The organism is Roseateles sp. P2_H4, from assembly GCF_056403315.1.
Map to the genome: position 1 here is coordinate 38,857 of NZ_JBFUFR010000005.1, position 18,961 is coordinate 57,817.

Genomic DNA, 18,961 nt, shown 5'->3' on the forward strand with positions numbered 1-18,961 from the left:
GCCTTGGCAGCAGTGTCCGTGGCCGGGTGACGCTCCGACATCCCAAGCTTGCCGAAGTTCAGACGACCACCAGCTCCAGCACGCCGGTCCGTCCCCAGGCCTCGGCCTCTTCCTTCAGCAGGAAGCGCGTGCGCGCCTGCTCGGTCGACCAGCCGGTGGGGCAGCGCAGCGTCAGCTTCTTGCCATCGCGCTCGAGCTTGGGCGTCGCCACGGCCACCGGCGTGCGCGCATGGCAGAGGATGACGGCCAGGCGCAGCACGATGAGCTGGTCCAGCAGGCTGGCGTCGCTCAGCTGGGCTTCGAGCTTGCGCAGGCCGCCGCGCTGGCCCAGGGCCAGGGCCGCCAGGCGCTGCAGCTGGTTGGTGGAGAAGCCGGCCGCGTCGGCGTGGCCGATGACGTAGGCGCTGTGGCGGTGGTGGTCGTGATGGGAGATCAGCATGCCGACCTCGTGCAGGGCCGTGGCCCAGACCAGCTCGCGCAGCAACTCGGGTGTGGGCTTGGCGCTCAGCTGGTGGTAGAGCTGCTCCGCCTGGTTGGCCACGCGCCCGGCCTGCGCGGTGTCGACGGCGAAGCGCTCCTGCAGATCGGCGACGGCGTCGGCGCGCGGGTCGCGCGCACCGCTGGGCTGCAGGCGTTCGACCAGGTCGAAGATGACGCCCTGGCGCAGTGCGCCCTTGGTGGGCAGCAGCTCGGCGATGCCGAACTGGTTGAGCAGCGTGTAGAGGATGCACAGGCCGCCAGCCACGACGGGGCGGCGGTCGTCCTTCAGGCCGGGTATCTGCAGCTTTTCCTGCGAGCCGGCGGCCAGGCATTGCTCGATGCACCAGCGCAGCGCCGCGGGCGTGATGCGGCCATCGGTCTGGCCCGAGGCCGCGAGGATCTGCGACACGGCGCCCACCGTGCCGGAGGAGCCGAGGGCCTCCTGCCAGAGCTCGGGGCGGAACAGCGTCAGCGCTTCTTCAAGCTCGGCACCGGCGGCGACCTGGGCAGCACGGAAGGCCTCGGCCGTGTAGCGCCCATCCGCAAAGAAGCGCATCGACAGGCCGACACTGCCGACGCCGAAGGACTCGGCCAGCAGCGGCTTGCGGCCGCTGCCCAGGATCATCTCGGTGGAGCGACCGCCGATGTCGATGACCAGGCGGGGCTTGTTGGACGGCTGCAGGCGCGCCACGCCGGCAAAGATCAGGCGCGCCTCTTCACGGCCGGCGATCACCTCGACGGGATGGCCGAGCACGGCCTGCGCGCGGGCCAGGAAGGCGTTGCGGTTGCGGGCCTCGCGCAGCGTCTGCGTCGCGACGGCGCGGATGCGCTCGGCCGGGATGCCGACGAGTTGCTCGCCAAAGCCCTTCAGGCAGGTGAGGCCGCGCTGCATGGCCTCTTCGGTCAGCATGCCTTGCGCGTCGAGGCCGGCGCCCAGGCGCACGCTCTCCTTGATGTAGCTGACACGCTGGTAGCGGTCGCCGGCTAGCCGGGCCAGCTCCAACCGGAAGCTGTTGGAGCCGATGTCGATGGAGGCCCAGATTTGGCCGGCTGGGTCGGGGCGCGTCGTCATGGCGGGGGATTGTCGGGGCAAAATTTGACGCTCCTCCGTAACCCCCAAGCCAGGAGCCTCATGTTGGAAGACGAGATCGACAGCCTCGCGCCGTCCCGCGACTTCAGCCGCCGCAGCTTTGTGCAGACGACCGTGGGCAGCGGCTTCGCGGCCGCCGTGCTGCCCGTGACGGCGCAGACGGTCACGACCGACGCCGCGGGCCTGGAGGCCGGCCCCGTGACCATCCCCATGGGCGACTTCCAGATGCCGGCCTACCGCGCTGCACCCGCGGGCAAGAAGAACCTGCCCGTCGTGCTGGTGGCCTGCGAGATCTTCGGTGTGCACGAGCACATCGCCGACGTCTGCCGGCGCCTTGCCAAGCAGGGCTATCTGGCCATCGCGCCCGAGCTGTTCGCGCGCCACGGCAATGCCGGCGCCTACACCGAGATCCCCAAGCTCATCAACGAGGTCGTGGCCAAGGCGGGCGACGCCCAGGTCAATGCCGACCTCGACGCCGCCGTGGCCTGGGCCGCGGCGAATGGTGGCGACACGGCCAGGCTGGCCATCACGGGTTTTTGCTGGGGCGGGCGCACCACCTGGTCCTATGCCGCCCACAACCCCAAGCTGACGGCGGCCGCCGCCTGGTACGGCCCGGTGGCGCGCAACTACCACGCCGGCGACAAGACCGTCATTGAACGCGCCGCCAGCATCAAGGCGCCGGTGCTGGCGCTGTATGGCGCGGCGGACGGCGGCATCCCGGTCGACACGCTGGCCCAGCTGGAAGCCGCGCTGAAGGCCGCCGGCAACACCCGATGCGAGTTCGTCGTCTACCCCGACACGCCGCATGGCTTCTATGCCGACTACCGCCCCAGCTACCGCAAGGCCGCGGCCGACGATGCCTGGGCGCGGGCCCTGGCCTGGTTCCGCAAAAACGGTGTGGCTTGACGCCTCTGCTACGCTGACCGCCTTCGGGCCGCAGTCCATGGCTGTGGCCCGTTGCTTTTGCTGCCATCCATGACCCTGATCTACATCGTGCTCGCCACCTTCGCGGGCGGCCTGCTGTCGGTGCTCGTCGCCGCGAGCCTGACCGTCGGCGTGCTGACCCGCCTCGTGAAGAGCCTCGTCAGCCTGTCGGCCGGCATTCTGCTGGGCACCTCGCTGCTGAACGTGCTGCCCGAGGCCTTCGAAAGCCACACCGCCCAGCCCCAGACGCTGTTCGCCGTGCTGCTGGGCGGCCTGCTGTTCTTCTGGCTGCTGGAGAAGGTGGAGCTCTACCGCCATGTGCACCACCACGAGGGCGACGGCCACCACCACCATCACCACTTCGACGCCGAGCAGGCCGGGCGCGGCGGGCTGACCGTGCTGGTGGGCGACAGCATCCACAACTTCTGCGACGGCGCCATCATCGCGGCCGCCTTCCTGGCCGACACGCGCCTGGGTTTCGCGACCGCCCTGGCCATCGTGGCCCACGAGATTCCGCAGGAGGTGGGCGACTACATCGTGCTGCTGAACGCTGGCTTCAGCCGCGGCAAGGCGCTGCTGTTCAACGCCATCTCGGGCATGGCGGCGGTGGTGGGCGGCGTGCTGGGCTACTTCCTGATTGGCGGCTTCGAGGGCGTGCTGCCCTATCTGCTGGTGCTGGCCTCCAGCAGCTTCATCTACATCTCGGTGGCCGACCTGCTGCCCCAGCTGCAGCAGCGCCTGGCCTGGCGCGAGACCTTTGCCCAGGTCGCGTGGCTGGGCGTGGGTCTGGGCGTGGCCTTCGCGGTGTCCCAGCTGCTGCATGGCACTCATTGACGCGGGGCTGCGCGGCGCGCTGATCGCGCTGCTGGCCCTCGTCATCGCCGCGCTGCTGCCGCACTGGCGCCATGCCCGGCATGCCGAGCTGGTGCGAATCGGCATCGCGCTGTCGGCTTCCCTCATCGTGCAGACGCTGTCGGCCTCGCCCTGGGTCGAGCATGAACTGCGCTGCCAGCCCCAGGCGCCCGGCATCGGCATCTCGCTGGGCTCGGCCGTGGTGTTCTGGCTGTTCGCGCGCGCCGTCTTCGAGGACGGCTTCAAGCTGCGCGCCTGGCATGGCGGGCTGTGGGCGGCCGTCGTGCTGTTCGGTGCCGCCCTCTGCCAGTGGGCCGCCTGGGGGCCGGGCTGGGTGGTGATGCGGGCCATCCCCGTCGTCTTCGCGCTGCTGGGCCTGGCCGCCGTCGTCGGGCCCTGGCGGGTGGACCTCATCGAAGCGCGGCGCCGGCTGCGTGGCGTCGTCGTGGGCGGCGGCGCCCTCTATGCCCTGGTGCTGGTGGCCCTGCGCGTCAGCTCGGCGGACGGCAGCCTCAGCCACGGCGCGGCCCTGGTCGATGTCGCCATGCTGCTGACGCTGACCGCCGTCATCGCCGGCCAGCTGCTCGCGCCGCGCGCCCATGGCCTGTGGGGCGAGCCCGCCGCGCCGATGCCGGCGCCCGCGCCACCCGCCGACGACCCGCAGGACCAGGCCGTGGCCGCCGAACTCGCCAGGCTGATGGCCGAGCGCCGCGGCTATGCGCAGGAGGGCCTGAGCCTGGCCGGCCTGGCCGGGCAACTGGGCACGCCGGAATACCGGCTGCGCCGCGTCATCAACCAGGGCCTGGGGCATCGCAACTTCAACGCCTATGTGAACGGCCTGCGCCTGGCTGAGGCCAAGCGCCGCCTGGCCGACCCGGCCGAGCGCGGCCTGCCGGTGCTGAGCATCGCGCTGGACGTGGGCTTCGGTTCCATCGGGCCCTTCAACCGTGCCTTCAAGGCCGACACCGGCCTCACACCGACGGAATTCCGGCAGAAACAGCTGGCCGATTCCTGAAAACCAGCGCCGAAACCTGCAAAGCCGAGGTTTCGGCCAGACGCCACGGCCGCCGCGGTCGAGCCTGTGGGCTTCTCAACCCGAGGAGCCCTCGATGTTCTTCAGAACCCTGCTCGCCAGCCTGGCCTTGAGCGCCGCTGCCGCCGCCCACGCCGCCACGGTCGGCACGCTGACCTTGCCCGCCGACGACGCGGGCGGCACCGTCACGCTGTTCTATCCCACCGCCGCCGCCGGCCGGCCCGAGACGCGTGGCGACCTGCAACTGATGCTGGCGCCGGGCGCCGCGCCCGCTGAAGGCAACCGCCGCCTCATCGCCATCTCCCACGGCTCGGGCGGTGGGCCCTGGGTGCACACGACGCTGGCCAAGGCCCTGGTCGAGGCCGGCTTCACCGTCGTGCTGCCCCTGCACCGCGGCGACAACTGGACCGACCCCGGCCGCCCGGGCCCCGAGAGCTGGAAGCAGCGCCCCGCCGAGATCAGCCACGCCATCGACCGCGTCGCCGCCGACCCACGCTTTGCCCACCTGAAGCTGGACCGCGTCGGCGGCTTCGGCATGTCGGCCGGCGGGCACACCATGCTGAGCCTGGCGGGTGGTGCCTGGTCGCCCGAGCGTTTCCGGGCGCATTGCGAGAAAGACCTGGCGGAAGACTTCTACAGCTGCGTCGGCCTGGCCACCCGCCTGACCGGTGGCTCGCTGGACGGCCTCAAGCTCTGGGTGGCCCGCCACGTGCTCGACTGGAAGTTCCGCGGCGACGCCGCGCCCCAGACCCACGCCGACCCGCGCATTGCCGCCATCGTCGCTGCCGTGCCGGCCGCTGCCGACTTCGACCTCGCCACCTTGGCCCGGCCCCGCGTGCCGCTGGGCCTCATCACCGCCGACGGCGACCGCTGGCTGCTGCCGCGTTTCCACAGCGACCCCTTGCTGGCGGCCTGCCAGAGCTGCAAGCTCGTCGCCGCGCTACCCGGCGCCGGTCATGGCGCGCTGCTCGCCCCGTCCCCGCCGGCCAGCAATCTTGGCCGGTTGGAATGCGACCTGCTGTGCGACCCACCGGGCTTTGACCGGGCGGCAGCGACGGCGCTGTGGGTGAGCGCCACGGTGGACTTCTTTCGCATGCATCTGATAGGCGCCAATTCAGCGGCACGCGCCAGCCCGCAGAGCTAGCACTGCTGTTCAGCCGTCCTGCTCGTTGGTCTCCAGCGATTGCACTCCGTGTCAGGCTTGCTTGCGCACGCGGCGCCCAACCACGACCAATCCCGCGCCGGCCAGCAGCCAGCTTGCCGGCTCTGGCACCGCGGTGATCCCGGAGATGGTCACGGTCATGTCGCTGGCGCTGTAGCTCGTGGTGAGGGTGTAGCCCGTGGCAATGACCTGGTCGAAGGTACCCGTCTCGCCGCCGATGTAAGACAGCAGCGTGAAGCTGTCGCCGACCTTGGCGCCGTAGCCGATGTTGAGCCGGAGGGTGCCGTCCAGAGCCTGCGGCGCGCTGGACATGATGTACAGCGCGCCATGGTCGGCGGCGCTGCTGCCTACGTCGAAGGCGAGCGTCGAGGCGTCGCCCAGGATCAGGGTTCCGTTGCTACCGATCACGGCATCGTGCGCGACGGTGATGTGCCCTGCGCTGTTGTCCAAGATGCCATCCCCTGCGAACAGCGACAGCGTTCCGCCTTCGGCAATGAGAGAGCCTTGATTGACGATGCGGCTGTTGGCGGAGCCGCGGATGCGCCCGGCACCGCGCACGGTCTGGGTGCTGTCGATCGTGAGCGTGCTGTTCGCAGCTACGTCGAGAAATCCGATGAACGTCTGGAACGGGCCGCTGTCTCGCCTTAGCCATACCGTACCGCTGCCCGTGAGCCTCGTGTCGCCCTGGATGGCAAGCGTCTTCTCTACGTAAATACTGCCGTCGTTGACGAGTGCACCCTTTACCGAGGTGACTGCGGCAGTGCCGTTGATAGAAAGCGTTCCCTTGTTAGCCGCATCGACAAGCGTCATGGCGCCGCCGAACCTCGCGTCGCCTTCGAAAGTCAGCTTCGAGAAGGTCGCGCTGGCAGCTCCCCCCGAGCCGTAGATGGCTCCGCCGCTTGCGGTGGTGATCCGGCCGCCCGTGAAGCTGGCCTGGTTGGCCGAAAGAATGCCCTGGGCGCCGACGCTGATCCTGCCCGCGCTGTTGTCGACCGAGCCGGCGCCGGGATAGAAGCTCAGGACGCCATCGGCCATCAGGTGGCCTTGGTTGATGAGGTTGCCGTTGCCGATGTCGCCGCCCGTGCCGTGGACCGTCTGTGCGCTGCCTATCGTCAGCGTCCGTGCATTGAGGTCCAGCAAGCCGCCGTATTTGAGTGTGAGCGTGCCCGTGCCGGCCAGCGTCGTGTCTGTCCCGATCTTCAGGGAACTGGGGACGCCGTTGCTGGTGTCCAGCAACAGTTCGCCGTCGTTGACGATGGCTCCGCTGACCTGCAGTGTTTCGGCCCAGATCTGGACGCGGTTGCTGGCGCCAATCGTCAAGCTGCCGATCTGCGCTGGTCCGTAGGAGGACGAGTACCCTTTCGACAGATAGGCGGTCGCGCCCATGGCATAGGGCCAGGCCAGCGAAACGTCGTCATTGGCACCGGGGCGCCCGAAGTTGGTCCAATGCCACGCGTCCTGCCAGGAGCCATTGCTACCAAGCCAGCTCACGGTATCAGCTTGCGCGGCGCCACTGAGCAGCAATGCCGCGACAGCAGTCGTGACCGGCGACCGGAATTTATTGAGACTCTTGTTCGCGCCCATGACCCCTCTCCCTGCTACTTTTAGAAGTCCGCGAAATATAGCCAGCAGGAGTTGCATTCCGCCCTGATCACTGCAGGACCGAATCACCTGATCGCGGGGGTGAGCGCATACAAGCGAGGACGGGGAACGGCGAACCAGTTGGCCCCAGGACCAGCCAACACACCGGAGTCGGTCAGCGCAACGCGCCGTTCACCCAAGCTCCAAGCTGCGCCGCCGTCATCGCACCACTCTGCCGCGCGACCTCACGCCCACCGACGAACAGCACCGTCGTCGGAATGCTGCGGATCTGCAGGCTGGCGCTGCTGTGTTGGGCCGCATCGCTGTCCACCTTGACAAAGCGGATGTCCGGCCGGCTGGCGGCGAGCTGCTCGAAGTGCGGTGCATACGAGCGGCAGGGGCCGCACCAGGCCGCCCAGAAGTCGACGAGGACCGGCGCCTCGGTGCCTTGCAGATAGGCGCTGAGGTCAGCATCGCCGAGAGCGACGGGCTTGCGCGGTGCGACGGGGCCGCCGCAATGCCCGCAGGTTGGGCCGTCGGCGAGGCGCTCATCCGGCACGCGGTTGCGGGTGCCGCATTGGGGGCAGACGAGGATCATGAATGGAATTTAGTGCAAGGGTCGCGGGACGGCGCCGTGCGCGGCGCCGCATGCGGACGTAGGTCGGGCCCGACAGCATGTTTTCAATCCGCCAGCTGTTCGATCTGCTGGCGCACCTGCTTCAGCACCTCGTTGGCCAGGGCCGCGTCGGTCTTGGCGACGCCGCGCGAGATGGCCATGGCGCCGATGAGGGCGGCCACGGCCAGCGTGGCCTTGGCGGGGTCTTTTCCTTCTGGGTCCAGCACGGCCTGCAGGCCCTCGCGCAGTTCCAGGAAACCGGCCGTGTAGCTCTGGCTCACGGCCTCGCTCTGGCGGCCGGTGTCGCAGGCGGACGTGACGACCGGGCAGCCGGCCGCCTGGTCGTCGCGCACGCGGCGGCTCAGGTATTGGTCGAGGTAGGTGGCCAGCGTCGGTGTCTTGCCGCTGTCGGCCTTGGTCGTCTTGTCGAAACCCTTGCGGAAGCTGTGGGCGAAGGCCTGGGCCGCCAGGTCCTGCTTGTCGGTGAAGTGCTTGTACAGCGCGCCATGCGTGAGGCCGGCGGCCTTGCAGATGTCGGCCACACCCACGCCGTCGATGCCGTGCTGCTTGAACAGCCGCGCCGCCGCATCCAGCAGCGCCTGGCGGTTCAGTTCGGACTGTTCCTTGGTCACTTTCATCAAATCACCTGAAGGGAAGAGGTGCTTGTGGGGTTTTGATTATGGTTGATATCATTGCTTTAATGAAATCACTCGCAATCAAAAGGTGAACTGATGCTCGCTCCCCGTCTTGCCCAGTTGCTGCAGCGCCGCGGCATCCATTACGCCTGGGTCGTTGCCGCCCTGACCTTTTTGGCCATGCTGATCACGTCGGCGGCGCTCGGCCTGCCGGGCGCGCTGCTGCAGCCGCTGACCAAGGAGTTCGGTTGGAGCACGACGGAGCTGTCGTCAGTGTTCGCGACGCGCTTTGCCCTCTTCGGGCTGCTGGGACCGTTCGCGGCCGTGGTGCTGATGCGCTTCGGTGTGCGCCACGTCGTCGCGCTGGCCTCGTTGACCATCGGCGGCACGCTGCTGCTGGGCATGTTCATGCACAGCCTGACGCAGGCCTTCGTGCTGTGGGGCGTGGTGCTGGGCCTGGGCACAGGCATGACGGCCATGGTGCTGGGCGCCACCGTCGTGAACCGCTGGTTCGTCGAGCGCAAGGGCCTGGTCATGGGCCTGCTCGCGGGCAGCAGCGCGACCGGCCAGCTCGTCTTCCTGCCGCTGGCCACCTGGCTGATCGAGAACCATGGCTGGCGCTCGGCGCTGTGGCCTGTCGTCGTCGCCACCGGCGTCGTGGCCACGCTGGTGATGCTCCTGGTGCGCAACTCGCCGTCCGACCTGGGCTTGCCGCCCTATGGCGCCACGGCGGACACGCCTGTGGCCGCGAATGCGCCCAAGCCCACCTGGAAGCTGCCCTTCGAGACCCTGGCCAGCGCCGCGCGCGTGCCCGCCTTCTGGGTGCTGGCGGGCAGTTTCTTCATCTGCGGCCTGAGCACCAACGGCCTGGTGCAGACCCACTTCATTTCGCTGTGCAGCGACCGCGGCCTGGGGCCGGTGCCGGCGGCGTCGGTGCTGGCCATGATGGGCGTGTTCGACCTCGTCGGCACCACGCTGTCGGGTTGGCTGTCGGACCGTTTCGACAACCGCAAGCTGCTGTTCTGGTACTACGGCCTGCGCGGCCTGTCGCTGTTCTGGCTGCCGTACTCGGACTTCACGGTCGCGGGTCTCTCGACCTTCGCGGTGTTCTACGGCCTGGACTGGATTGCCACGGTGCCGCCGACGGTCAAGCTCGCCGCCCAGGTCTTCGGCCCGGCGCGTGCGGGGCTGGTGTTCGGCTGGGTGTTCGCCTTCCACCAGCTCGGCGCCGCCACGGCAGCCTTCGGCGCCGGGTTCGCGCGTTCGGTGACCCTGTCCTACTCGCCGGCGCTGTTCGTGGCGGGCGGGGCTTGCCTCATCGCGGCGGTGGCGGTGATGGGCGTGCGCTCGGCGCCGGTGCGAGTGGTTGCGGCGACGGCCTCCTGAGCTAGGCGGCGACCACGCTCATGCCTTCATGGGCCACCTCGATGGACTCGACGGCGACCTCGTTGCCGTCGGACTTCAGATCGGTGCCAGTGATCTTGGTGGGCCAGGCGTTGGTGAGCGTCCACACCATGGTCGGACTGCCGGACTCATCCAGCAGGCTGATCGTGACCACCCCGCGTTGAGCGGTGCCGGCGCGGAGCTTGTCCAACCAACTCAGGTAGCCTGGGTCGTTCTTGAAGATGCCCTTCTTCATCGTCACGTTGCCGAACTTCGTCAGCCCCGGCATCTTGACGGTCGAGAACTGCTTGCTGTCGCCATGCCGGTACTCGATGGCCTGGGCCTCGATGTCCAGGCCGCTGACCTCCTGGAAGGACAGCGCCTGCGAGCCCCACTGGACCCGGAAGAAGAATTTCGGCATCGGCCAGGCGTTCGCGCCTTGCGAGGATCCATCGTCAGCCATGGCAGTGTTCTCCGAGGTCAGAGCCGTGCCATGTTAGGCCTGTGTCACTGCGGGCCGGCAGGCGCCACAGACTTCGGGGTAAGGCTTGGTTGAGGATCTCTCCCCGTCCAAGCGCGGCAAGAACAATTGAAACGCGGCTGCCGCTCCAGGGAACGAGGCTGATACCTGCACTGGCGACAGTGACGGCTTTCCATCCGCGCCGCTTGCGTGAGCGCCTCGCCGAAAGCCCCCCATGAAAAGCCTGTCCGCCGTCGAGTTCTTCGTCGCCCTGTTCGACACGTCGATCGTTGCCCTGTGTTTCGCCCTGAGCTGCGCCGTCGTCGTGGCCGCCATGCCGCCCGAGCTGGTGGCGGGCAGCGAGCCGGTGCCCGCGTCGTTCGATGTGGCGATGCCGGCGTGGCAGGCCGTAGAGGCCAGTACGCTGCTGGTTGCTGCCGAGGACTGAGCTGGTTCCTTCCGCCGCCCGATCAGGCCGCCGCCACTGAGCTCGACACCACCAGACGCAAGCCCTGTCCCGGTTCGGCGCGCTGGGCGGCCAGCGACCAGCCATGGGCCTGGGTGATCTCCTGGCAGATGGCCAGACCCAGGCCGGCGCCGTGGTCACGCCTGTGGGCGCCGCGCCAGAACCTCGCGAACAGCTTGGGGAGCTGATCGGGCGTCACGCCCGGGCCGAAGTCCCGGACCGACAAGGTCACGGCGTCCACCTCGATGAAGACAGGCGTGCCGGCCGGCGCGTGCTGGATGGCGTTCTCCAGCAGGTTTTTCAACAGCGTGAAGAGCGCGCCGCGGTCAGCGTTCCATGAGACCGGATCGTCCGGGCCAGTCAGCTCGATGCGGATCTGGGCGGCCTGGGCCATGCGGTCGAGGTAGTCGGCGGCCTCGCGGGCCACGTCCATGACGTTCGTCGGCGCGAAGCCGTAGTTGTTCGCTTCGCTGGCTTCGGCCAGCAGCAGGAGCTGCTGTACCTGCCGCGTCATGTGCGCCACGTCGCGCAGCAGCGCGTCACGTTCCCCGCCTGCATTCGTCAGCTCGATCTGTGCGCGGATCAGGGCGAGCGGCGTCTTCAGCTCGTGGGCCGCCGTGGCCAGGAACTCCTGCTGCACGCGATAGCCGCGCTCCAGGCGCTCCAGCACGCGGTTGAAGCTCTCCACCAGCGGCGCGATCTCCGTCGGCGCGCGTTCGCTCTGCAGCCGGGCGTGCAGCGAGCGCGGCGAGATGGCGGCGGCCGAGGCCGACAGCGCCTGCAAGGGCTTTTGCACGTGGCGCATCGTGATGAAGGCGCAGACGCCGAACACGAACAGCAGCACCGCGCTGAACAGGCCGATGCCTATGCCCATGAAGGGCAGCGCGAACTCGAGCCTGATCAGCTCGGCCAGCCTCGCGCTGTTGGCCATCTGAAAAAACCACTGTCGACCGCCGTGTTCCAGGACTGCGGTGGCGCCCTGGAACGGGATGCCTGTCCGGGTGAAATCAAGGCGTCCAGGCTTTGGCGCTCCCACCTGGCCGTTGCTCGACGGCCAGAAGGCATCGCCCGCCTGCGACTGCAGGACGACCCGTCCCGAGCTGTCCAGGACGCGATACGCAACCTCTTCCCTCATGGTCTCGAAGACCCAGGAATGCTTCTCGTCAAAACCGACGGGCGCCCCTGACGCGTCGAACCTCAGGTGCTTCCCCAACCCTTCGGCGTTCTGGTTGACGTCTTCTTCCAGCAGGATGGGGCTTCTGAAGGCCAGCAGGCCCTTGATGACCAGCACGATGATCAGCACGCTCAGGACGACACCGGCCACATAGGCCAGGATGACCTTGAAGCTGAGGCTATTCGTCCACGCCCGATTCACGAAGCGCATATCCCAGGTTCCTCACGTTGACGATGCGTTGCCGCGACCCGATGGCCCCCAGCTTGCGGCGCAGCCGGTGCAGGGCCACATCCAGCGCGTTGGGCGTCACGGCCTCGTCCAGCCCCCAGCCGGCCGCCTCCAGCGCGCCGCGCCTGACGGTCTCGCCGCCTTTCTCCACCAGCAGCAGCATGATCTGCATCTCGGCCGCCGCCAGCGTGACGCCTTCCTCACCGCAGCAGATCGTGCCGGCATCCGGGCGCAACTGCAGGTCGCCGAGCTGAGGCGCGAGCGTGCGGCTCTGCATCGGCCGGCGCAGCAGCGCCCGCACGCGCGCCACCATCTCGTCCATCGCGAAGGGCTTGGCGAGGTAGTCGTCGGCGCCGGCCTCCAGCCCTTCGACGCGGTCATGCAGCGCGTCGCGGGCGGTCAGCACGAGGCAGGGCGTGCCCAGCCCTGCGTCGCGCAGCCGCTTCAGCAGCTCCAGGCCATCACCGCCGGGCAGGCCGCGGTCGAGCACCAGTGCGCGGTAGGGAATCTGCTGCAGCGCTGCCCAGGCCGCGCTCACCCGGTCGACCACATCGACGGCGACGCCGGCATTCGCCAGCCCCTTGCTGATCAGCTGTGCCAGTCGTTCGTGATCCTCGACCAGGAGAATGCGATTCATCAGAAGCGGTAGAGATAGCCCAGCAGCACGCGGTTCTCGGTCGAGCGGTCCACCAGCGGACTGTTCTTGATTTCCTTGGCCAGGCTGGTGACGCCGACGTCGACGAACATGGAGTGGTGGCGGTCGAACAGATAGGCGCCGCGCAGGCCCAGCTCGGTGTTGATGCCGGCCTTGCCCGAGTACGCCGCGCGGCCCGCCTGGACCTCATGGGCGCGAACGCCGAAATAGTAGTCGACGTACTTCTTGTCCAGCCACACGGCGCCCAGGCGCGGCGTCAGCATCAGCTGCTGGCCGAGGCGGAAGTTCTTCTCCAGGCTCAGGCCGAAACGCTGGCCCTTGCTGTGGCCCGAGGCGTCCGTCGACCAGTCGGCGCTCAGGTGGGCGATGTCGTTGCGCCAGGTGGCCTTGGCCCCAAGCCAGAAGCCGCCCTTGCGCTCATCCATGCCGTTCAGGATGGGGGCATCGTCGGCCTCGTAGCCGCCCATGTCGAAGCGGCCCACCAGGCGGACATCGATGGATTGCCTTTCGTTGAGGCCCAGGCGCGGCAGCTTGACCTCGGCGCTCAGTCCGCTGAACTTGAACCATGCGTTCTCGTAGCTCAGCATGGGCAACACGCGGGTCTCGCGGTCCATGCCGGCATAGGGCTGTTGCTTGGAGATCGCCGCGAGCCCGAGGCCCCAGGACGAGGCTTCGCCGTCCTTGCCACCGTTGTCTGCGGGAGCTGCCGCGGCAGCCAGCGGTGCCAACGCCGCACTGGCCAGGGCCAGGCGCAGCAGGGTCGCAGGCAATCGGGAGGGAGAGAGGTACAGCTGTCGCATGAGCATTCCAGGGGCGGGCAGGGTGAAGGGGCGCCCATCGTCGACGCGGCCGTCTTACCGTGTCCTTACCGGGCAGCCGTGCTGCAGGGCATGGCGCGGTAAGTGCCAGGAAAGTCAGGCGGCCGAACAGTCGGCGCCATGAGATTCGCACCCCCTTCCCGCATGGCCTGGGCCGCTGCCGGCCTGTTGCGTGCGGCCGCCGCCAAGCCATCGCAGGGCGCCTGTGCAGCGCCATGCGCCGCGAACGACTGCCCCACGCATTTCACCGAGGACACGACATGCAAGCCTCCACCCAGCGACTCCTGTCGACCTTCTTCATCGCCATTGCCGGCGCGGCCTTCTCGCTCGTCGGTGTAGTGCATGCGCCGCTGCCGGAGCAGCACGCGCCCGTGGCTTGCGGCCTGCTGGCCCAGGTCAGCCTGGCGCCGCGGCAAGTTCCCAGCAAGAAGACCCTGGCCACGAGGCCCGGGTCACGATGAATGAAGCGAGATCTCGCATCCGCCTTTCAAAGCCCACCTGCCCGGCCTGCTGCTGGGCGCCGCCGCACAGCTGTCGGGCTGCGCCACGACGCGGAACCCCGACCCCTGGAGTCGGTCAACCGAAAGACCTTGGCCTTCAACGAGGGCCTGGACAAGGTCGTGCTGAAGCCGGTGGCCACGGCTGGGCCGGTAGCCGGCGCTTACTTGACGATCAGCACCGGCGTCTCGATGTGCGACAGCACCTTTTGCGCTTCGCTGCCGAGCAGCAACGCAGCGAAGCCCTTGCGGCCGTGCGAGGCCATGACGATGAGGTCGACGTTCTCGGCCTTGGCATGGTCGACGATGGCCTCCCAGGCGTGCAGGGCCTCGGTGGTGTGCGCCTTGCATGACAGGCCTTGCGCGGCAGCCGAGGCGCTGACGGCCTCGACGCGCTGAGTGGCGACGCGCAGCTGGGCGTCGATGAACTCCTGCGGCGGCACGGGCTGGATCTCGGAGACGGCGCTGTAGGGGAAGGGCTCCATGACGCTGAGCGTCAGCAGCTGGGCGCCGTGCACCTTGGCGAGCTGGATGGCGGTGTCCACCGCGTGGGCGGTGATGTCGGAGCCGTCAGTGGGGACGAGGATGCGCTTGAACATTCGGTCCTCCAGTCGTTGCGGAGAACCACAGTGTGGCCCATCAGCGGGCGTAGTGCTTGTCGGAGATCAAGCCTTTGCTCAACCCTTTGCGATCGGCCTGCCGGAGTCCGACGACCATTCGCTCCAGGAACCCGGATACAGCAGCCCATCGCCCAGGCCGGCGTGGGCCATGGCCAACAGGTTGTGACAGGCGGTGACGCCCGAGCCGCATTGGTGAACGACGGCGTCGGCGCCGTGCGGCGCGAGCAGGGGCTGCAGTTCGGCGCGCAACTGGGCGGCGGGCTTGAAGCGGCCATCGGTGCCGAGGTTGTCCTTGAAGAAGCGGTTGCTGGCGCCGGGGATGTGGCCGGCGGCCTTGTCCAGGGGCTCGACGTCGCCGCGGAAGCGCTCGGCGGCGCGGGCGTCGATGAGGCGCACATTGCCGAGTTTCTTGAGCAACATGGCGGCGTCGATCTGGCCGACCAGGGCTTGGCCGGGCTGCCAGTCGGTCGGCGTGGCGGTGGAGACGTCTGTCGTCATCTCGCCATCCCAGGCGCCATCCAGCACGGCCACTTCGGCGTGGCCCAGCCAGCGCAGCATCCACCAGATGTGGGCGGCATAGGGGCCGCCCTGGCGGTCATAGGCGACGACCTGACGGCCAGCGGCGAGGCCCAGGCGGCGCATCAGCGCGGCGAAGGCCTCGCGTTCGGGCAGGGGGTGGCGGCCGCGGAAGGAGCCGTCGGCGGCGGTCTTGTCGCCGCAGAGGTCACGGTCCAGGTGCAGATAGAAGGCGCCGGGGATGTGGCCGGCCGCGTAGGCGCGCTCGCCGGCATCGGTGTCGGCCAGATCGAAGCTGCCTTCGAGGATCAGCGGGTTGTGCAGCGCACGGAGTTCGGCGGCGGTGATCAGCGTCGTGTAGGTCATGACTCGGCGGGGTTGAACTGGCTGTCCTTGGGTGGTGGTGCGACCTTGCTGCGCAACACCGTGGCAGCCAGGCCCGCGCCGATGATGAGCAGCATGCCGATGAAGGCCTGCCAGGTCAGCGGGTCCTTGAACAGCAGCATGCCGTAGATGAAGGAGAACACGATGCCCAGGTATTGCAGGCAGGCGTTCACCAGCGGGCGGCCGATGGAATAGGCGCGTGTCAGGCAGACCTGGGCCGTGGTGGCCAGCACGCCGACGGCGAGCAGCAGGCTGGCGCCCCACAGCGTGTGGGTCTGCAGGCCGCCTTCCGTGATGCCCGTGATGACGGCGCCGGCCACGCAGCCGCCGACCGAGAAGTAGAAGACGACGCGCAGTTCGGGCTCACCGACGCGCCCGAGGGCCGTGACCTGCAGGTAGGCCATCGCGGCGATCATGCCGGACAGCAGTCCGGCCAGGCCGTACCAGAGCTGCTGCTGGTCCAGCGTGGGCCGCAGGATGATGGCGACGCCGACGAAGCCGAGCAGCACCGAGGCCATCAGCCGCCAGTCCAGGCGCTGGGCGCCCATCAGCACGGCGCCGCCGAGCAGGAAGAGGGCCATCCAGACCGAGGACATGTAGTTCAGCGTCATCGCCGTGGCCAGCGGCAGGTGGCTGATGGCATAGAACCACAGGCACAGCGAGGTGACGCCGGAGATGCTGCGCCACAGGTGCATGCCGGGCAGGCGGGTCTTCAGGCTGATGCCCTGGCGGCGCGTCAGCAGGGCCATCATGACCGAGCCGACCAGGCCCCGGTACATGACGATCTCGCTGGCCGCGTAGAACTCGCTGGCCAGCTTGACGCAGACGCCCATGGTGGCGAACAGCAGCGTCGCCGCGACCATGAGCAGCGGAGCCGGCATCAGAGAGGCGCGCCGATCTCGTTCCGATACCACTCATGGAAGTGCTGCATGCCGTCTTCCATCGGGCTTTGATACGGGCCGGTCTCGTTGTCGCCGCGCATCATCAAGGCCTTGCGGCCGGCATCCATGCGCTCGGCGATCTCGTCGTCCTCCACGCAGGTTTCCATGTAGGCGGCCTGGTGGGCCTCGACGAAGTCGCGCTCGAAGGCGGCGATCTCCTCGGGGTAGTAGAACTCGACGAGGTTGACGGTCTTCTGCGGCGACACCGGGTGCAGCGTCGACACGACCAGCACATGGGGGTACCACTCGACCATGATGTGCGGGTAATAGGTCAGCCAGATGGCACCGGCCTCGGGCGGGCGGCCCTCGCGGAATTTCAGCAGCTGGTCGTGCCAGCGCTGGTAGACCGGCGAGCCGGGGCGCTCCAGCTCCTGGTGTACGCCGACGGTCTGCACCGAGTGGTGCTTGCCGAACTCCCAGGCCAGGTCGTCACAGCTGACGAAGCCGCCCAGGCCCGGGTGGAAGGGGCCGACGTGGTAGTCCTCGAGGTAGACCTCGATGAAGGTCTTCCAGTTGTAGTTGCACTCGTGGACCTGGACCTTGTCGAGCACATAGCCGGAGAAGTCCAGCTGCGCGCGCGGCCCCAGCTGGGCCAGCTCGGCGGCGACGTCATGGCCGTTGTCCTCGAACAGCAGGCCGTTCCATTCCTGCAGCTTGTAGCGGTTCAGGTTCAGGCAGGGGTCTTCGGCAAAATGCGGCGCGCCTATCAGTTCACCCTGGTGTGAATATGTCCAGCGGTGCAGCGGGCAGACGATGTTGGCCTGGGTGTTGCCGCGGCCCTTGAGCATCAGCGCTTGGCGGTGGCGGCAGACGTTGGAAATCAGCTCGATACCCTGGGCCGACCGCACCAGCGCCCGGCCTTCGCCCTCCTGGGGCAGGGCGTAGTGGTCACCGATTTCGGGGACGGCCAGTGCATGGCCGACATAGCGGGGCCCTCGCTGAAAGATGCTGGCCTGCTCGCGCTGGAACAGATCGGTATCGAAATAGGCGCTCACCGGGAGCTGGGTCTGGCTGCGTTTGAGCGCCGAGACGGGAAGGCTCAGGTCGGACATGATCCAGGCGGGTCTTTCAGACGGAATGGGGTGCTGCGTCCCTCCGGCGCATCTCGGGTTTGCCGAGTCGGCCAGGTTGCTAGGTGTGGAAAAGGGGAGTTCGAGGCAGCGCGCGTGCGCGCTCGAGCGAGAGGTCCGGGATTCTACGCATGCCCGTGCACGCCGTCCGACGGTTACGTCCGCATGCACCGAGCTGAGGAAACCCGCTGACTACAATTGCCGTTTCGCGTTTTGAAATGACCAAGTCCTCTCCCCGCACCAAGGCCGCCGCGAGCGACGGCGATGCCGACCTCAGCTACGAGCAGGCGCTCGACGAGCTGGAGCGCATGGTGGCGGCCATGGAGGGGCAGCAGTTGCCGCTGGACCAGCTTTTGCACAGCTACAAGCGCGGGGCCGAGTTGCTGGCGCTGTGCCGCGGGCGGCTGCAGGCTGTGGAACAACAGGTCAAGTTGCTGGACGGCGCCGAACTGAAGGCCTGGGAGGGCCCCGAATCTTGAATGCACAGGACTTTGACCGCTGGGTGCAGGCGTCGCTGAACGCCTTCGAAGCGGCGTTGGACGATCTGGTTCCCGCCGCTGCGCCGGCCGGCCTCGGCGAGGCGATGCGCTATGCGGTGCTCGGTGGCGGCAAGCGGCTGCGCCCCTTGCTGGTGCTGGCGAGCTGCGCGGCCGTTGGCGGCGACAGCTTTGCGGCGATGCGCGCGGCCTGTTCGGTCGAACTCATCCACGCCTATTCGCTGGTGCACGACGACATGCCCTGCATGGACGACGACGTCATGCGCCGCGGCAAGCCGACCACCCACGTCGCCTTTGGCGAAGCCCAGGCCATGCTGGCCGGCGACGCGATGCAGGCGCTGGCCTTCGAGGTGCTGACGCCCCTGGAATCTGAAGGTGGCGGCATCGCCCCGGCCCTGCAGGCGCGCCTGTGCGCGCTGCTGGCCCGCTCGGCGGGCCACGACGGCATGGCCGGCGGCCAGGCCATCGACCTCGCCAGCATCGGCAAGCGACTGGACGAGACCACGCTGCGCGACATGCATCGCCGCAAGACCGGCGTGCTGCTGCAGGCCAGCGTCATGATGGGGGCGGCCTGCGGGCCGGCGTCGACGCAGGCCACCCAGTCGCTGTCCGTCTACGGCGCGGCCCTGGGCCTGGCCTTCCAGGTCGTCGACGACATCCTGGACGTGACCCAGGATTCCGAAGTGCTGGGCAAGACGGCCGGCAAGGATCAGGATGCGAACAAGCCGACCTACGTCAGCGTGCTCGGCCTGGATGCCGCGCGGGCGCTGGCCCAGGCGCTGCGCGCCGAGGCCAAGGCGGCCCTGGCCGCCAGCGGTCTGGCCGATGTCAGCCACCTCAGCCTGCTCGCCGACTCCGTTGTAGAGCGGGACAACTAAA

General features: G+C 68.5%; 21 protein-coding genes. 9 read left to right on the forward strand and 12 right to left on the reverse strand.

The features are described 5' to 3' along the window. Nucleotides 1–58 precede the first annotated feature (58 nt). Nucleotides 59–1,552, reverse strand: coding sequence for a Ppx/GppA phosphatase family protein (locus tag AC1DW3_RS05205; RefSeq protein WP_477929251.1), 1,494 nt, complete (start codon nt 1,550–1,552; stop codon nt 59–61). Between the two features lie 60 nt (nt 1,553–1,612). Here AC1DW3_RS05205 and AC1DW3_RS05210 point away from each other — a divergent pair, with 60 nt between their 5' ends. The 4 genes from AC1DW3_RS05210 (at nt 1,613) to AC1DW3_RS05225 (ending at nt 5,523) form a co-directional block, all read left to right on the forward strand. Beyond that, nucleotides 1,613–2,476, forward strand: coding sequence for a dienelactone hydrolase family protein (locus tag AC1DW3_RS05210; protein ID WP_477929253.1), 864 nt, complete (start codon nt 1,613–1,615; stop codon nt 2,474–2,476). A 69-nt stretch (nt 2,477–2,545) separates the two neighbouring features. Then, nucleotides 2,546–3,328, forward strand: a complete 783-nt coding sequence (locus AC1DW3_RS05215) for a ZIP family metal transporter (protein ID WP_477929255.1) — start codon at nt 2,546–2,548, stop codon at nt 3,326–3,328. Beyond that, entirely contained in the window at nt 3,315–4,361 is a 1,047-nt protein-coding gene (locus tag AC1DW3_RS05220; RefSeq protein ID WP_477929257.1) for an AraC family transcriptional regulator, read from the forward strand. Before AC1DW3_RS05215 ends, AC1DW3_RS05220 begins: the two co-directional genes overlap by 14 nt. Nucleotides 4,362–4,455: 94 nt before the next feature. Next, a complete protein-coding gene (locus AC1DW3_RS05225; RefSeq protein ID WP_477929259.1) occupies nt 4,456–5,523 on the forward strand; it encodes an alpha/beta hydrolase family protein in 1,068 nt (355 codons plus the stop codon). A gap of 51 nt (nt 5,524–5,574) precedes the next feature. On the opposite strand, the gene AC1DW3_RS05230 is transcribed toward AC1DW3_RS05225, so the two are convergent. The 3 genes from AC1DW3_RS05230 to AC1DW3_RS05240 form a co-directional block, all read right to left on the reverse strand. Next, the gene (locus AC1DW3_RS05230; protein ID WP_477929261.1) at nt 5,575–7,125 is read right to left on the reverse strand and encodes a PEP-CTERM sorting domain-containing protein; all 1,551 of its coding nucleotides are present in this window, start codon (nt 7,123–7,125) and stop codon (nt 5,575–5,577) included. A gap of 172 nt (nt 7,126–7,297) precedes the next feature. Continuing rightward, nucleotides 7,298–7,720 carry a thioredoxin TrxC gene (gene trxC / locus AC1DW3_RS05235; protein WP_477929263.1) on the reverse strand — a complete coding sequence of 141 codons (423 nt, stop codon included), beginning with the start codon at nt 7,718–7,720 and terminating at the stop codon, nt 7,298–7,300. Between the two features lie 83 nt (nt 7,721–7,803). Continuing rightward, nucleotides 7,804–8,376 carry a TetR/AcrR family transcriptional regulator gene (locus AC1DW3_RS05240; RefSeq protein WP_477929265.1) on the reverse strand — a complete coding sequence of 191 codons (573 nt, stop codon included), beginning with the start codon at nt 8,374–8,376 and terminating at the stop codon, nt 7,804–7,806. A gap of 93 nt (nt 8,377–8,469) precedes the next feature. Between AC1DW3_RS05240 and AC1DW3_RS05245 the strand changes: the two genes are divergently transcribed. Further along, nucleotides 8,470–9,759: an MFS transporter gene (locus AC1DW3_RS05245; RefSeq protein ID WP_477929267.1), complete on the forward strand. Its 1,290-nt coding sequence runs from the start codon at nt 8,470–8,472 to the stop codon at nt 9,757–9,759. 1 nt (nt 9,760) lies between these two features. Here the strand turns inward: AC1DW3_RS05245 and AC1DW3_RS05250 are convergent, their stop codons facing one another. After that, the gene (locus AC1DW3_RS05250) at nt 9,761–10,219 is read right to left on the reverse strand and encodes a phage tail protein (protein ID WP_477929269.1); all 459 of its coding nucleotides are present in this window, start codon (nt 10,217–10,219) and stop codon (nt 9,761–9,763) included. Nucleotides 10,220–10,451: 232 nt separating this feature from the next. Here AC1DW3_RS05250 and AC1DW3_RS05255 point away from each other — a divergent pair, with 232 nt between their 5' ends. Next, nucleotides 10,452–10,664, forward strand: coding sequence for a hypothetical protein (locus tag AC1DW3_RS05255; RefSeq protein WP_477929271.1), 213 nt, complete (start codon nt 10,452–10,454; stop codon nt 10,662–10,664). A gap of 22 nt (nt 10,665–10,686) precedes the next feature. Here AC1DW3_RS05255 and AC1DW3_RS05260 read toward each other — a convergent pair whose 3' ends face one another. The 3 genes from AC1DW3_RS05260 to AC1DW3_RS05270 are packed head-to-tail and all read right to left on the reverse strand — an operon-like array spanning nt 10,687 to nt 13,509. Then, nucleotides 10,687–12,066: a sensor histidine kinase gene (locus AC1DW3_RS05260; RefSeq protein WP_477929273.1), complete on the reverse strand. Its 1,380-nt coding sequence runs from the start codon at nt 12,064–12,066 to the stop codon at nt 10,687–10,689. Further along, nucleotides 12,035–12,721 (reverse strand): response regulator transcription factor, encoded by a 687-nt coding sequence (locus tag AC1DW3_RS05265; RefSeq protein WP_477929275.1) that lies wholly within the window; start codon nt 12,719–12,721, stop codon nt 12,035–12,037. The genes AC1DW3_RS05260 and AC1DW3_RS05265 overlap by 32 nt, the downstream gene beginning before the upstream one ends. After that, nucleotides 12,721–13,509 carry a MipA/OmpV family protein gene (locus tag AC1DW3_RS05270; RefSeq protein ID WP_477929277.1) on the reverse strand — a complete coding sequence of 263 codons (789 nt, stop codon included), beginning with the start codon at nt 13,507–13,509 and terminating at the stop codon, nt 12,721–12,723. Before AC1DW3_RS05270 ends, AC1DW3_RS05265 begins: the two co-directional genes overlap by 1 nt. A 308-nt stretch (nt 13,510–13,817) precedes the next feature. Here AC1DW3_RS05270 and AC1DW3_RS05275 point away from each other — a divergent pair, with 308 nt between their 5' ends. After that, entirely contained in the window at nt 13,818–14,018 is a 201-nt protein-coding gene (locus AC1DW3_RS05275; protein ID WP_477929279.1) for a hypothetical protein, read from the forward strand. A gap of 200 nt (nt 14,019–14,218) precedes the next feature. Here AC1DW3_RS05275 and AC1DW3_RS05280 read toward each other — a convergent pair whose 3' ends face one another. The 4 genes from AC1DW3_RS05280 to AC1DW3_RS05295 form a co-directional block, all read right to left on the reverse strand. Then, a complete protein-coding gene (locus AC1DW3_RS05280) occupies nt 14,219–14,653 on the reverse strand; it encodes a universal stress protein (protein ID WP_477929280.1) in 435 nt (144 codons plus the stop codon). 78 nt (nt 14,654–14,731) lie between these two features. Continuing rightward, nucleotides 14,732–15,556: a sulfurtransferase gene (locus AC1DW3_RS05285; protein ID WP_477929282.1), complete on the reverse strand. Its 825-nt coding sequence runs from the start codon at nt 15,554–15,556 to the stop codon at nt 14,732–14,734. After that, complete coding sequence (locus tag AC1DW3_RS05290; protein WP_477929284.1) at nt 15,553–16,455, reverse strand: DMT family transporter; 903 nt, start codon at nt 16,453–16,455, stop codon at nt 15,553–15,555. The genes AC1DW3_RS05285 and AC1DW3_RS05290 overlap by 4 nt, the downstream gene beginning before the upstream one ends. Then, complete coding sequence (locus AC1DW3_RS05295) at nt 16,455–17,567, reverse strand: aromatic ring-hydroxylating oxygenase subunit alpha (RefSeq protein ID WP_477929286.1); 1,113 nt, start codon at nt 17,565–17,567, stop codon at nt 16,455–16,457. The genes AC1DW3_RS05290 and AC1DW3_RS05295 overlap by 1 nt, the downstream gene beginning before the upstream one ends. Nucleotides 17,568–17,803: 236 nt before the next feature. Here AC1DW3_RS05295 and xseB point away from each other — a divergent pair, with 236 nt between their 5' ends. Both xseB and AC1DW3_RS05305 read left to right on the forward strand, forming a co-directional pair. Next, nucleotides 17,804–18,064: an exodeoxyribonuclease VII small subunit gene (gene xseB, locus AC1DW3_RS05300; RefSeq protein ID WP_477929288.1), complete on the forward strand. Its 261-nt coding sequence runs from the start codon at nt 17,804–17,806 to the stop codon at nt 18,062–18,064. After that, nucleotides 18,061–18,960 carry a polyprenyl synthetase family protein gene (locus AC1DW3_RS05305; protein WP_477929289.1) on the forward strand — a complete coding sequence of 300 codons (900 nt, stop codon included), beginning with the start codon at nt 18,061–18,063 and terminating at the stop codon, nt 18,958–18,960. The genes xseB and AC1DW3_RS05305 overlap by 4 nt, the downstream gene beginning before the upstream one ends. Nucleotide 18,961 lies beyond the last annotated feature (1 nt).